Annotated in this window: 13 protein-coding genes; 10 read left to right on the forward strand and 3 right to left on the reverse strand. The window is 63.8% G+C overall.

What is annotated here, in order from left to right; genetic code table 11:
- Nucleotides 1-143 precede the first annotated feature (143 nt).
- The 10 genes from tyrS (at nucleotide 144) to ruvB (ending at nucleotide 8781) form a co-directional block, all read left to right on the forward strand.
- Entirely contained in the window at nucleotides 144-1406 is a 1263-nt protein-coding gene (gene tyrS / locus OIK44_RS19190; RefSeq protein ID WP_273673058.1) for a tyrosine--tRNA ligase, read from the forward strand.
- Nucleotides 1403-1849: a D-aminoacyl-tRNA deacylase gene (gene dtd / locus OIK44_RS19195; RefSeq protein WP_273673059.1), complete on the forward strand. Its 447-nt coding sequence runs from the start codon at nucleotides 1403-1405 to the stop codon at nucleotides 1847-1849. The genes tyrS and dtd overlap by 4 nt, the downstream gene beginning before the upstream one ends.
- Nucleotides 1850-1921: 72 nt before the next feature.
- On the forward strand, nucleotides 1922-2575 hold the full coding sequence (locus OIK44_RS19200; protein WP_273673060.1) for a YbhB/YbcL family Raf kinase inhibitor-like protein: 654 nt from the start codon (nucleotides 1922-1924) through the stop codon (nucleotides 2573-2575).
- A 5-nt stretch (nucleotides 2576-2580) separates the two neighbouring features.
- Complete coding sequence (locus OIK44_RS19205) at nucleotides 2581-3225, forward strand: histidine phosphatase family protein (protein ID WP_273673061.1); 645 nt, start codon at nucleotides 2581-2583, stop codon at nucleotides 3223-3225.
- 156 nt (nucleotides 3226-3381) lie between these two features.
- Nucleotides 3382-4401, forward strand: coding sequence for a tRNA dihydrouridine synthase DusB (gene dusB, locus OIK44_RS19210; RefSeq protein WP_273673063.1), 1020 nt, complete (start codon nucleotides 3382-3384; stop codon nucleotides 4399-4401).
- A 109-nt stretch (nucleotides 4402-4510) separates the two neighbouring features.
- Nucleotides 4511-4744, forward strand: a complete 234-nt coding sequence (locus OIK44_RS19215) for a helix-turn-helix domain-containing protein (protein ID WP_017877573.1) — start codon at nucleotides 4511-4513, stop codon at nucleotides 4742-4744.
- A gap of 100 nt (nucleotides 4745-4844) precedes the next feature.
- On the forward strand, nucleotides 4845-6422 hold the full coding sequence (purH, locus tag OIK44_RS19220) for a bifunctional phosphoribosylaminoimidazolecarboxamide formyltransferase/IMP cyclohydrolase (protein WP_273673065.1): 1578 nt from the start codon (nucleotides 4845-4847) through the stop codon (nucleotides 6420-6422).
- A gap of 143 nt (nucleotides 6423-6565) precedes the next feature.
- A complete protein-coding gene (ruvC, locus tag OIK44_RS19225) occupies nucleotides 6566-7105 on the forward strand; it encodes a crossover junction endodeoxyribonuclease RuvC (RefSeq protein ID WP_273673066.1) in 540 nt (179 codons plus the stop codon).
- Between the two features lie 39 nt (nucleotides 7106-7144).
- Nucleotides 7145-7723, forward strand: coding sequence for a Holliday junction branch migration protein RuvA (gene ruvA / locus OIK44_RS19230; protein ID WP_273673068.1), 579 nt, complete (start codon nucleotides 7145-7147; stop codon nucleotides 7721-7723).
- Nucleotides 7724-7725: 2 nt separating this feature from the next.
- On the forward strand, nucleotides 7726-8781 hold the full coding sequence (gene ruvB / locus OIK44_RS19235) for a Holliday junction branch migration DNA helicase RuvB (protein ID WP_273673070.1): 1056 nt from the start codon (nucleotides 7726-7728) through the stop codon (nucleotides 8779-8781).
- Nucleotides 8782-9034: 253 nt separating this feature from the next.
- On the opposite strand, the gene OIK44_RS19240 is transcribed toward ruvB, so the two are convergent.
- The 3 genes from OIK44_RS19240 to OIK44_RS19250 all read right to left on the reverse strand — a co-directional run bounded on the left by OIK44_RS19240 (nucleotide 9035) and on the right by OIK44_RS19250 (nucleotide 13503).
- Nucleotides 9035-9763, reverse strand: coding sequence for a PEP-CTERM sorting domain-containing protein (locus OIK44_RS19240; protein ID WP_273673071.1), 729 nt, complete (start codon nucleotides 9761-9763; stop codon nucleotides 9035-9037).
- Nucleotides 9764-10016: 253 nt separating this feature from the next.
- On the reverse strand, nucleotides 10017-10469 hold the full coding sequence (locus OIK44_RS19245) for a DUF2147 domain-containing protein (protein WP_273673073.1): 453 nt from the start codon (nucleotides 10467-10469) through the stop codon (nucleotides 10017-10019).
- Nucleotides 10470-10695: 226 nt separating this feature from the next.
- Entirely contained in the window at nucleotides 10696-13503 is a 2808-nt protein-coding gene (locus OIK44_RS19250; RefSeq protein ID WP_273673074.1) for a valine--tRNA ligase, read from the reverse strand.
- Nucleotides 13504-13733 lie beyond the last annotated feature (230 nt).

Genomic DNA, 13733 nt, shown 5'->3' on the forward strand with positions numbered 1-13733 from the left:
GCCGCTTGAACGATTCGTGAACTATTGCTCTTTATTGTTGTTGTTTTGGTTCGTTTTCATTCGGCAAGATTGATGGGATCGGGCATTATAACAAACTCCGCAAACCTACCACCATTTCGCGATTAAGTCGCCAAACTATATATATGGATATCTCCACCGCAACGCCTAAGAAGGCCGCCGCCGTCCAGACCGCATTGCCGCTGTCGGACAGGGTACAAGAAGCCCTCGCCATCACCAAGCGTGGCGTCGATGAGTTATTGATCGAAAGCGAATTCGCGCAGAAATTAGCGCGCGCCGAACAGAGCGGCGTGCCGCTGCGCATCAAGCTGGGCCTGGACCCGACGGCGCCGGACTTGCACCTGGGCCACACCGTGGTGCTGAACAAAATGCGTCAGCTGCAAGACCTGGGCCACCAGGTGATCTTTTTGATCGGCGACTTCACGTCGATGATCGGCGATCCGTCCGGCCGCAACATCACGCGCCCGCCGCTGACCAAGGAACAGATCGAGATCAACGCGATGACCTATTTCGCCCAGGCCTCGCTGGTGCTGGACCCGGCGAAGACGGAAATCCGCTACAACTCCGAGTGGTGCGACCCGTTGGGCGCGCGCGGCATGATCCAGCTGGCCTCGCACTACACGGTGGCGCGCATGATCGAGCGCGACGATTTCACCAAGCGCTACAAGGAAGGCGTGCCGATCTCGGTCCATGAATTCCTCTACCCCTTGATGCAGGGCTACGATTCGGTGGCGCTGAAGGCCGACCTGGAACTGGGCGGCACCGACCAGAAGTTCAACCTGCTGGTCGGGCGCGAGCTGCAAAAGCAGTACGGCCAGGAACAGCAGTGCATCTTGACGATGCCGCTGCTGGAGGGCCTGGACGGGGTCGAGAAGATGTCCAAGTCGAAGAACAATTACATCGGCATCACGGAGCCGGGCAACACCATGTTCGCCAAGCTGATGAGCATTTCCGACACGATGATGTGGCGCTATTACGAATTGCTGTCGTTCCGCTCGATCGCCGAGCTGGCGCAGCTGAAGGCCGAGGTCGAGGGCGGCAGGAACCCGCGCGACGCCAAGGTGGCGCTGGCGCAGGAAATCGTCGCCCGCTTCCATTCGCGCCAGGCGGCCGAGGACGCGCTGGCCGACTTCGTCAACCGCTCCAAGGGCGGCATTCCGGACGACGTGGCCGAGGTCAGCCTGGGCGGCGCGCCGCAGGGCTTGCCGCAATTACTCAAGCAGGCCGGCCTGTGCCCGTCGACGTCGGAGGCGATGCGCATGATCGAGCAGGGCGGCGTGCGCATCGACGGCGTCGTCATCAGCGACAAGGCATTGAAAGTCGCGGCCGGCACCTTCGTGTTGCAAGTGGGCAAGCGCAAGTTCGCCCGCGTCACCCTGTCCGCATGATCGCACTGCTGCAGCGGGTCAGCCACGCCAGCGTCGCCGTCGACGGCGCCTGCATCGGCGCCATCGACGCCGGCCTGCTGGTGCTGCTGTGCGCCGAGCGGGGCGACACGGAAAGGGAGGCCGACTTGCTGCTGACCAAGTTGCTGGGCTACCGCGTGTTCGGCGACGCCGCCGGCAAGATGAACCGCAGCGTCGCCGACGTCGGCGGCGGCCTGCTGCTGGTGCCGCAATTCACCTTGGCGGCCGACACCAAGTCCGGCTCGCGGCCCTCGTTCACCCCGGCCGCCAGCCCGCAGGACGGCTTGCGGCTGTTCGATTACATGGTGGGGCAGGCGCGCCAGCGGCACGCCGTGGTCGCCACGGGGCGTTTCGGCGCCGACATGAAGGTGTCGCTGACCAATGACGGCCCTGTCACGTTCTGGTTGCAGGTCGACCCTAAATAGTAGGCTCCTTGCGCGCGCGCAAACGAATGCGCCGGAGCCTCCGCAAAAATATCAATAACTAGCGGGGTACGGATGAAACTGTGGAGCGATTCCTTCCGAGATTGCGGTCTCATTCCCGCCGACTACGCCTTCGCCACGGTCGACGCGGTGACGCGGATGCGTCCGGCGGGCAACCGCAACCCCCACCTGGCTTGGGACGAGGTGCCCAACGGCACCGAATCGCTGGCCCTGTTCTGCATCGACGCCGACGCGCCGCTGGTCGCCGGCGACGCCAACCGGGAAGGGCGCACGCTGGCGCCGCATGTGCCGCGCGGCGATTTCTTCCACTGGAGCGTGGTCGACATTCCCGTGGCGCTGCGGCGCTTCGAGGCCGGCGCGTTTTCCGCGCGGGTGACGCCGCGCGGCAAGCCGGACGGCAAGCCCGAGGGCGCGGCCGACCTGCCCCTGCGCCAGGGCTTGAACGACTTCGGCAACTGGTTCGCCGGCGATGCGGCGATGGCCGGCGACTATTACGGTTATGATGGCCCCTGTCCGCCGTGGAACGACGAACGCATCCATCATTATCTATTCCGGCTGTATGCGCTCGACGTCGCCCGCCTGGAACTGGCGCCCGGGTTCACCGGCGCGCAGGCGCGCGCGGCCGTGCACGGCCACATCCTTGATGAAGCGCAACTGATCGGCGCCTACTCGCTTCACCCCGAGCTGGCCCTTACCTTGAAAAAATAGACTGCATGAGCACCACGATTTTATTGATACGCCACGGCGAAACGGCGTGGAACGCCGTGCGCCGCCTGCAGGGACACATCGACATTGGGCTCAACGACGAAGGCTTGCGCCAGGCCGCGGCGCTGGGCGAAGCGCTGGCCGGCGCGCCGCTGGCGGCCGTCATTTCCAGCGACTTGCAGCGGGCGCGCCAGACGGCGCAGGCGGTGGCCGGCCAGCATGGCATCGCGCTGCAAACCGACGCCATGCTGCGCGAGCGCTGCTACGGCGCCTTCGAGGGCATGTTGTACGCCGACATCGCCCGGCGCTATCCGGCCGAGTATCTCGAGTGGCAGGCGCGCCACATCGACGCCGTGATGCCGGCCGGCGAGCGGACGGCGGAAAGCTTCCGCCAGTTTTACCGGCGCGCGGTGGACGGCGTCGTGCGCTGGGCCGGCCGCTACGCCGGCCAGACCATCGCCGTGGTCGCCCACGGCGGCGTGCTGGAGTGCGCCTACCGGGCGGCCGTCGGCATGTCGCTCGACAGCCCGCGCGACTTCCAGGTCAAGAACGCCAGCGTCAACCGCTTCGTCTGCAGCGCCGGCAAGCTGACGCTGACGGAATGGGGCGACGTCGGCCACCTGGGCGCGCCGGCGATCGACGAGCTGGGTTGAGGCGGGCGCCGCGGCCGCTTGCGCTCCCGCCGCTTGCCAGACTGTGTCATAACCGCCGGCCGGGCCAACATGCTTGTCCAATAAAAAATAGTGCTTATTATTTGAGCAGGACCTCGGTTAAAATAGCGGGTTCCCCCATCATTTCAGGTTTCGCCAGTGCAAATCGGCCCTCACATTCTGCGCAACAACGTTTTCCTCGCCCCCATGGCCGGGGTGACCGACCGGCCGTTCCGCCAGTTGTGCAAGCAGTTGGGCGCCGGTTATGCCGTCTCGGAGATGGCGGCGTCGAATCCGCGCCTGTGGGCCACGGAAAAAAGCACGCGCCGCACCGACCACGACGGTGAAATGGAGCCGAAGGCGGTGCAGATCGCCGGCGCCGACCCGCAGGACCTGGCCGACTGCGCCAAGTTCAACGTCGACCGCGGCGCCCAGATCATCGACATCAATATGGGGTGCCCGGTCAAGAAGGTGTGCAACAGCTGGTGCGGCTCGGCGCTGCTGCAGAACGAAAGCCTGGTCGAAAGGATCTTGCACGCCGTGGTGGGCGCCGTCGACGTGCCGGTGACCTTGAAGTTCCGCACCGGCTGGGACCGCGACAACAAGAACGCGCTGCGCATCGCCCGCATCGCCGAGCAGGCCGGCATCGCCATGCTGACGCTGCACGGGCGCACGCGCGCCGACGGCTACCGCGGCGACGCCGAGTACGACACCATCGCCGCCGTCAAGGCGGCCGCCGGCATCCCCGTGGTGGCCAACGGCGACATCACGACGCCGCAAAAGGCCCGCCTGGTGCTCGACCAGACCGGCGCCGACGCCGTGATGATAGGCCGGGCGGCCCAGGGGCGGCCGTGGATCTGCCGCGAAATCGAGCATTTCCTGCGCACCGGCACGCTGTTGCCGGCGCCGTATGTGGACGAGGTGCGCGCGCTGATGGACGAGCATTTGCGCGCCCATTACGCCTTCTACGGCGAGTTCCTCGGCGTGCGCACGGCGCGCAAGCACATCGGCTGGTATGTGCGCGAGTTGCCGGGCGGCGAGCAATTCCGCCAGGAAATGAATCTGCTGGAGTCGACGGCGGCGCAGTTAATTGCCGTCGATCAATTCTTTGAGTCGCAATGGAGTTTTGGCGAACGGTTACAATACCGCCTCGCCGGGGAAGCAGTGGCAACAGCATAAGAGCGGTCTGAACACCGCGGCAGCAAAGGGCAAGCGCCTTACCGTCACGCGTTTTAGAGCGGCACGAAGACAGCGTCATGACACATCAATTAGCCGAATGAACCGTAAAATGAGTAAAGAAAGTATCCAGGAAGTTGTCCAGAAAAGTCTTGAGGAGTATTTCAACGACCTGGGCGAGCAGCAAGCGTCGAATATCTATGACATGGTCGTGCTGACCGTGGAAAAGCCGATCCTCGAAGTCGTCATGACGCGCGCCGACGGCAACCAGTCGCACGCGGCGCAGATGCTGGGCATCAACCGCAACACCTTGCGCAAGAAGTTGCAAGAGCACGGCCTGCTGTAAGGCGAGTCGCCGCCGGTGGCCGCGCTGCGCAGCGCGCCACGGGCGCCGCAGCGCCAGCGCGCCACCGTCCCACCGAATACTCAACCACCTAGCCACTGCCATGATCAAACAAGCCCTCATCTCCGTTTCCGACAAGACCGGCGTACTCGACTTCGCGCGCGCCCTGTCCGCGCTCGGCGTCAACATCCTGTCGACCGGCGGCACCGCCAAATTGTTCGCCGACAACGGCGTGCCGGTGACGGAAGTCGCCGACTACACCGGTTTCCCCGAGATGCTGGACGGCCGCGTCAAGACGCTGCACCCGAAAGTGCACGGCGGCATCCTGGCGCGCCGCGACTTCCCCGAGCATATGGCCAAGCTGGTCGAGCACGACATGCCGACCATCGACATGGTGGTCGTCAACCTCTACCCCTTCCAGGCGACCGTGGCGAAAGACAGTTGCACGCTGGAAGACGCGATCGAAAACATCGACATCGGCGGCCCGACCATGCTGCGCTCGGCGGCCAAGAACCACAAGGACGTCGTCGTCCTCTGCGACCCGAGCGACTACGCCGCCGTGCTGGCCGAGATCAAGGCGGCCGACGGCGCCGTCAGCTACGACACCAAGTTCATGCTGGCCAAGAAAGTCTACGCGCACACGGCGCAGTACGACGGCGCCATCACCAACTATCTGACCAGCCTGGGCCCGACCAAGGAGCACGCCAGCCGCGGCGCCTATCCGCAAACGCTGAACGTCGCCTTCGAGAAAGTGCAGGACATGCGCTACGGCGAGAACCCGCACCAGAGCGCCGCCTTCTACCGCGACTTGCAAGTCTGCGAAGGCGCGCTGGGCAACTACCGCCAGTTGCAGGGCAAGGAATTGTCGTATAACAACATCGCCGACGCCGACGCCGCGTGGGAATGCGTGAAGAGCCTGGGCGGCTTCGAGCAGAGCGCCGCCTGCGTCATCGTCAAGCACGCCAATCCCTGCGGCGTGGCCCTGGGCGGCAACGCGGCCGAAGCGTATGCGCGCGCGCTGCAGACGGACCCGACGTCGGCCTTCGGCGGCATCATCGCCTTCAACACCGAACTCGACGGCGCCACCGCCGAGCAGATCGCCAAGCTCTTCGTCGAAGTGCTGATCGCGCCCTCGTTCTCGGCCGAAGCGAAACATATCCTGTCGAGCAAGCAAAACGTGCGCATGCTGGAAATCCCGCTGGGCCAGGGCGGCAACGCGATGGACTACAAGCGCGTCGGCGGCGGCTTGCTGGTGCAGTCGCCGGACGCGAAAAACGTCGCGCTCGGCGACTTGAGGGTGGTGACCAAGCTGCAACCGACGCAGCAGCAGTTGCAGGACCTGATGTTCGCGTGGCGCGTGGCGAAGTTCGTCAAGTCGAACGCGATCGTCTTCTGCGGCAACAACATGACGCTGGGCGTGGGCGCCGGCCAGATGAGCCGCATCGACTCGGCCCGCATCGCCTCGATCAAGGCGCAAAACGCCGGCCTGGCGCTGGCCGGATCGGTGGTCGCGTCGGACGCCTTCTTCCCCTTCCGTGACGGCCTCGACGTCGTCGTCGACGCCGGCGCCAGCTGCGTCATCCAGCCGGGCGGCTCGATGCGCGACCAGGAAGTGATCGACGCGGCCGACGAGCGCGGCGTCGTCATGCTGTACACCGGCACCCGCCACTTCCGCCATTAATTAGCCAAGTCGGCCAAAAACCTGGGGTCAGGTCTAGACATGGCGGTTTTGAAGGTAAAAACCGCCAAGTCTAGACCTGACCCCATTGTTGCATTTGAAAAAACCGTCATGTCTAGACCTGACCCCAGTTGTACAATCGGGCAATGATTATTTTAGGTATAGACCCGGGCTTGCGCACGACCGGTTTCGGCGTCGTCGATAAGCAGGGCAATCAGTTGCGCTATATCGCGTCGGGCACGATCAAGACGGTGTCGGACGGCGATCTGCCGTCGCGCTTGAAGGTGATTTTGCAGGGCATTACGGAGATCGCCGCCACTTACCGGCCCGATTGCGCCGCCATCGAGAAGGTGTTTGTTAACGTTAATCCCCAGTCGACTTTGCTGCTGGGGCAGGCCCGCGGCGCCGCCATCTGCGCCCTGGTCGGCGCCGATCTGGCCGTGGCCGAATATACGGCGCTGCAGGTCAAGCAAGCCGTCGTCGGCCACGGCAAGGCGGCCAAGGAGCAGGTGCAGGAGATGGTGTCGCGCCTGCTGGTGCTGCCCGGCCTGCCCGGCAGCGACGCCGCCGACGCGCTCGGCGTCGCCATTTGCCACGCCAACAGTTATGATGCGCTGGCCTTGATCGGCGCGCTGGCGCCCGGCATGGCCGGTTTGCGCATGAAGCGTGGCCGCCTGGTCGGCTAAACTATCCTTTCCAACTGTCTTTCCACACAAGGTTTCACGATGATAGGTCGTCTCTCCGGTATTTTGCTTGAAAAAAATCCGCCGCAGTTGCTGGTCGATTGCCAGGGCGTCGGCTATGAGGTCGATGTGCCGATGAGCACCTTTTACAATTTGCCCCATGTCGGCGAGAAGGTCGTGCTGTTCACCCACCAGGCGATCCGCGAGGATGCCCATTTGCTGTTTGGCTTCGGCAATGTCGAGGAGCGCGCCGTGTTCCGCCAGTTGATCAAGATCAGCGGCGTGGGCGCGCGCATGGCGCTGTCCATCCTGTCGGGCATGACGATCGCCGACCTGGCCCAGGCCATCACGCGGCAGGAGTCGGGCCGCCTGGTGAAGGTGCCCGGCATCGGCAAGAAGACGGCCGAGCGCCTGCTGTTGGAGCTGAAGGGCAAGCTGGGCGCCGACATCGGCGCCGGCGGCGCCCACGCGGTGGCCGATTCGCAGTCCGACATCCTCAACGCGCTGCTCGCCTTGGGCTATTCCGACAAGGAGGCGCTGCAGGCGCTGAAGAGCGTTCCGGCCGGCAGCGGCGTGTCCGACGGCATTAAACTGGCGCTGAAAGCGCTTTCCAAGGGCTAAGCATGAGCATTCAAACCGATGATTTCAGCGCGCCGCGCCTCATCGACGCCGCCCCCGCCTCGTCCAACGAGGAGGCGATCGAGCGGGCGCTGCGGCCCAAGCAGCTCGATGAATATGTCGGCCAGGAAAAAATTCGCGACCAGCTGGAGATCTTCATCACGGCGGCGCGCCAGCGCAAGGAGGCGCTCGACCACACCTTGCTGTTCGGTCCGCCCGGCCTGGGCAAGACGACGCTGGCCCACATCATCGCCCGCGAGATGGGCGTCAACCTGCGCCAGACTTCCGGCCCGGTGCTGGAGCGCCCCGGCGACCTGGCGGCGATCCTGACCAACCTGGAGGCCAACGACGTCCTGTTCATCGACGAGATCCACCGCCTCTCGCCGGTGGTCGAAGAAATCCTCTACCCGGCGCTGGAAGACTACCAGATCGACATCATGATCGGCGAGGGGCCGGCGGCGCGCTCCGTCAAGCTCGACCTGCAACCGTTCACGCTGGTCGGCGCCACCACCCGCGCCGGCATGCTGACCAACCCGCTGCGCGACCGCTTCGGCATCGTCGCCCGGCTGGAATTCTACAACGCGGGCGAACTGACCAAGATCGTCACGCGCAGCGCCGCGCTGCTGAAGGCGCCCATCGCCGCCGACGGCGCGCGCGAGATCGCCCAGCGCGCCCGCGGCACGCCGCGCATCGCCAACCGCCTGCTGCGGCGCGTGCGCGACTACGCCGAGGTCAAGGGCAACGGCGAAATCACCAAGGAAGTGGCCGACAAGGCGCTGGTGATGCTCGATGTCGACACGGTCGGCTTCGACGTGATGGACCGCAAGCTGCTCGAAGCGGTGCTGTTCAAATTCGGCGGCGGCCCGGTCGGCATCGGCAACCTAGCGGCGGCCATCGGCGAAGCGGCAGACACCATCGAAGACGTGCTCGAACCCTACCTGATCCAGCAGGGCTTCCTGCAGCGCACCCCGCGCGGCCGCGTTGCCACGCCGGCCGCCTACGCCCACTTCGGCGTGAGCGCGCCGCGCACCGGCCCGAACGGCGAACTGTGGAACCTGTAGTACCGCCGCGCAAGTAGCAAATAGCAACAATGGGGTCAGGTCTAGACATGGCGGTTTTTGAGGTGAAAACCGCCATGTCTAGACCTGACCCCATTGTTGCTTGGTCCGGCGCACGGAACAATTTTTCGATTTTTCCTTGCAGCACGCCGGCCTTTAGCCAGGCCGACCGGCAACACTGTGCCAACAACCTGGACCGGCATCTGCGCAAGCATGCCCGAGTCCGGCAGGAGTTTTGCCGAGCCTTGTACCGCCCTTAGCGTGGGCGGGCGCCGGCGCGCTTGCGGCGCCATGCCAGCATGCCGATGCCGGCCAGCAGCATCGCATAGGTTTCCGGCTCCGGCACCGGCGCCGCCAGCGTCAGCGAGGTGATGGTGCCGTTGACATACGAGTAGTCCCCGGTGCCTGGGGAGTTGAGCGAAAAGGTGAAGCGTCCGTATCCCAAGCCGTCGAGCCTCAAAGGGATGCCGCCGCCTGTCAAAGCGGTACCTGAGGCGTCGGACAATTCAATGTCTAGTGATTGAGAAAAATAGCTGTTCAGGTTCTGAGCGGCGTAATAATTAAAGTGGTCGCCGTTCAATGAGCTCCCGACGTAAGCGACATCGTTCCCCACCTCTATCACGGGGACGGAAATGTGAGGTGCATCTTGCTGGAAGACCGCGCCGGCATCGCCAAGACGCAGGAAGGAGTCATTTCTTGCGACTGCACCCTGATACCGGGTACGCGTGCCGCGGTGTGGCGCCGGCGGCTGGTACTGCACGCCCGCCTGTGGTGTTTCGGTGTCGAAACTGATACGGCCGTGCCCGATGTCGCCTAGCATGACCTCGCCGTTCCCCATATCTACCGAGGAAGGATTCATGCAACCTGCATCGCTCAAGCAGCGATACGCTAAGTCAACCCTCACGGTGAAGTCGTAACTGACCACAGCTGCCTGGGCGCTAGCGGCGACTGCAAAACTGGCGAGCAAACCGAATACTCTTTTCATTACTATCCCTGTAATATTTTAGTTATCGCAGTAGAGCATCGCCTTTTAATATTGTCAATAAAAAATGACTTTATATTATTATTTTTAATTTCCAGATAAAATCTGGCGCATGTTTTTACCTTGCTTATTCTTGGCCGCACAATAAAAAACTGGCCACGCATGGCAATAATGGGGTCAGGTCTAGACATGGCGGTTTTCACCTCAAAAACCGCCATGTCTAGACCTGACCCCATTGTTGCTTACGATGTCGCGCTTATTCCTGGCGTATCCAGGTTTGCGAGCGGCCCAGCATCGGTACGCCGAAGTAGCCGCGCACTTGGAGTTTTTTGCCGCCTTCGACCAGTTGCATCTTGCTGCGGTAGACCTTGCCGTTGTCCGGGTCGAGGATTTCCCCGCCATTGTATTCGTCGCCGTCTTTTTTCAAGCCCCACATGAACATCAGCCCGAGAATCGGCTGGTCTTTGTTGGCGCCCTCGCATTTGCCGCATTTCGGATTCTGCTCTTGCTCCGGTGTGCGGAATAATTTTTCCAGCTTGCCCTGCAGTACGCCGTTGCTTTCGGTGATGCGGATCAGGGCTTTCGGCTTGCCGCTGACGTCGTCGATGTTCTTCCACAGCCCCACCGGGGAAGCGTCGTCGGCCCAGGCCGCGGCCGATGACAGGGCCAGGGCGGCGGCCAGCAAGCTTGCTTTTACTGAAATGCGCATCGTGTTGTCTCCAATATCGTGATTGAAAGGAATGTTTTATTCGATGCCTAGTGTAGCAAACTGTTCGCGCTGTGTTTCCATTGCGGATGGAAAACTGAGCAAATGCTCGGTTTTTTTCGCCGCCACGGCCGCGCCGCGCGGCCGGCGCAAAAAAAATGCCGCCCAGCAAACGGCTGGGCGGCATGGCACGGCGAATCGCGGGGACGTCCCCGCGCCGGGAGCGGGATCAGGCGGCCGGCAACTTGGCGAACTGCTCGCGCAGCTTGGCCAGCGTGGTGGAGAAGTTGGCCACGCGTTCTTTTTCCTGGGCTACCACTTCGGCGGGCGCGCGGGCCACGAAGCTCTCGTTCGCCAGTTTGCCGCTGGCCTTGGCGATCTCGCCGTCGAGGCGGGCGATTTCCTTGGCCAGGCGCTCGCGCTCGGCCTTGATGTCGATCTCGACCTTGAGCATCAGCTTGGTGGTGCCGACGATGGATACGGCCGCCGGCGATTCCGGCAGGGCGTCGACGATGCTCACTTCCGACAGCTTGCCGAGCATCTGCACGTAGGGCGCGAAGCTGCGCAGCGCGGCCGTGGCGGCCGCGTCGCCGGCCTCGACGATCAGCGGCACGCGCACCGACGGCGAAATCTGCATCTCGCCGCGCAGGTTGCGGGTGGCGTCCGTCAGCGCCTTCAGTTGCTGCATCCACGCCTCGGCGCCTTCGTCGATCTTGGCCGGGTTGGCGATCGGGTAGGCTTGGCGCATGATGGACATGCCGTTCGGGTCCAGCGGCACGCCGGCCAGCGGCGCGACGCTTTGCCACAGCGCCTCGGTGACGAAGGGGATGATAGGGTGGGCCAGGCGCAGCACCACTTCCAGCACGCGCAGCAGGGTGTGGCGGGTGGCGCGCTGCTGGCCCGCGTCGCCGTGCTGGATTTGCACCTTGGCCACTTCCAGATACCAGTCGCAATACTCGTCCCAGACGAATTTGTAGATGGCGGCGGCGATATTGTCGAAGCGGTAGTCCTCGAAACCCTTGGCCACGTCCAGCTCGGCGCGTTGCAGCAGCGAGATGATCCACTTGTCGGCCTGCGACAGGTCCGCTTCGCTCGGCGCGCAATCCTGGCCTTCCGTGTTCATCAGCACGAAGCGGGTGGCGTTCCACATCTTGTTGCAGAAGTTGCGGTAGCCTTCGCAGCGGCCCAGGTCGAAGTTGATGTTGCGGCCCAGCGAGGCGTAGCTGGCCATGGTGAAGCGCACGGCGTCGCTGCCGTAGGCGTTGATGCCGGCCGGGAATTCCTTGCGCGTCGCCTTGGCGATCTTTTCCGCGTCGCGCGGGTTCATCAGGCCGGAGGTGCGTTTCGCCACCAGCGCGTCGATGCCGATGCCGTCGATCAGGTCGATCGGGTCCAGCGTGTTGCCTTTCGACTTGGACATTTTCTGGCCGCTGGCGTCGCGCACCAGGCCGTGCACGTAGACGGTGTGGAACGGCACCTTGCCGGTGAAGTGGGCCGTCATCATGACCATCCGGGCGACCCAGAAGAAGATGATGTCGAAGCCCGTCACCAGCACGGACGAGGGCAGGAAGGCTTGCATGTCCGGCGTCTGTTCGGGCCAGCCCAGGGTCGAGAACGGCACCAGCGCCGACGAGAACCAGGTGTCGAGCACGTCGTTGTCGCGGCGCAGCGGGCCGCTGCTGCCGGCGGCCGCCGCTTTCGCCTGCGCCTCGGCTTGCGTCGGCGCGACGAAGATGTTGCCGGCCTCGTCGTACCAGGCGGGAATCTGGTGGCCCCACCACAGTTGGCGCGAGATGCACCAGTCCTGGATGTTGTTGAGCCACTGGTTGTAGGTGTTGCTCCAGTTTTCGGGGACGAACTTGATTTCGCCGCTGGCCACTTTTTCCAGCGCCGTTTCGGCGATCGACTTGCCGGGGAAGAAGGTGCCTTCCGGCGCCGGCTTGCTCATGGCGACGAACCACTGGTCCGTCAGCATCGGTTCGATGACGACGCCGGTGCGGTCGCCGCGCGGCACCATCAGCTTGTGCGGCTTGACCGCTTCCAGCAGGCCCTGCGCGTCGAGGTCGGCGACGATTTGCTTGCGCGCGGCGAAGCGGTCCATGCCGCGGTAGGCGGCCGGGGCGTCGTCGCTGATCTTCGCGTCCAGCGTCAGGATGCAAATCTTGTCGAGATTGTGGCGCTGGCCGACGGCGTAGTCGTTGAAGTCGTGCGCCGGCGTGATCTTCACGCAGCCCGTGCCGAATTCCTTGTCGACGTAGGCGTCGGCGATGATGGGGATTTCCCGCTCCGTCAGCGGCAGCTTGAGCAGCTTGCCCAGCAGCGGCAGGTAGCGCTCGTCGGTCGGGTCGACGGCCACGGCGACGTCGCCGAGCATGGTTTCAGGGCGCGTCGTGGCCACCGTCAGGTGGCCGCTGCCGTCGGCCAGCGGGTAGCGGATGTACCACATCGAGCCGTCTTCCTCTTCCGACACCACTTCCAGGTCGGACACGGCCGTGCCCAGCACCGGGTCCCAGTTCACCAGGCGCTTGCCGCGGTAGATCAGGCCCTGCTCGTACAGGCGCACGAAGACGTCGGTGACGATTTTCGTGCGCGGCGCGTCCATCGTGAAGTATTCGCGCTGCCAGTCGGGCGAGGTGCCCATGCGGCGCATCTGGCCGGTGATCGTGGAGCCGGATTTTTCCTTCCACTCCCAGACTTTTTCAATGAATTTTTCGCGGCCCAGGTCGTGGCGCGAAATCTTTTGCGCGTCCAGCTGGCGCTCGACGACGATCTGCGTGGCGATGCCGGCGTGGTCGGTGCCGGGAATCCAGGCCGTGTTGTGGCCGCGCATGCGGTAGTAGCGCGTCAGGCCGTCCATGATGGTCTGGTTGAAGGCGTGGCCCATGTGCAGCGTGCCCGTCACGTTCGGCGGCGGCAGTTGCGTGCTGAAGGACGGTTTGTCGGCGTCGAGTGTGGCGGCGAAGTAGCCGCGCTGCTCCCACTCCTTGCGCCAGAATTGTTCAATGTCGGCGGGCTCGAAAGACTTGGCTAATTCCATGATTTGGCGTGTAAATGTGCGAAAACACCATTATAGATGACCGGACTGGGGCCGCGCCGGCGAAGCGGCGTATTTTTGCCGCCGCTCCACTCATACCTAAAAGGTATTGCATTTAAAGCAGTTCAAGGAAACGGGTTTTGTCTCTAGAGTTGGGTTTGTATGCTGCAACGTGCATAAAAAAGCTGCAACTGCGCGCCGCTGACAGCCCGGCCGATTTCGCGGCGAGGGCG

Origin of the sequence: Janthinobacterium fluminis (assembly GCF_028595325.1) — a bacterium.
Classification (GTDB): domain Bacteria; phylum Pseudomonadota; class Gammaproteobacteria; order Burkholderiales; family Burkholderiaceae_D; genus Janthinobacterium; species Janthinobacterium fluminis.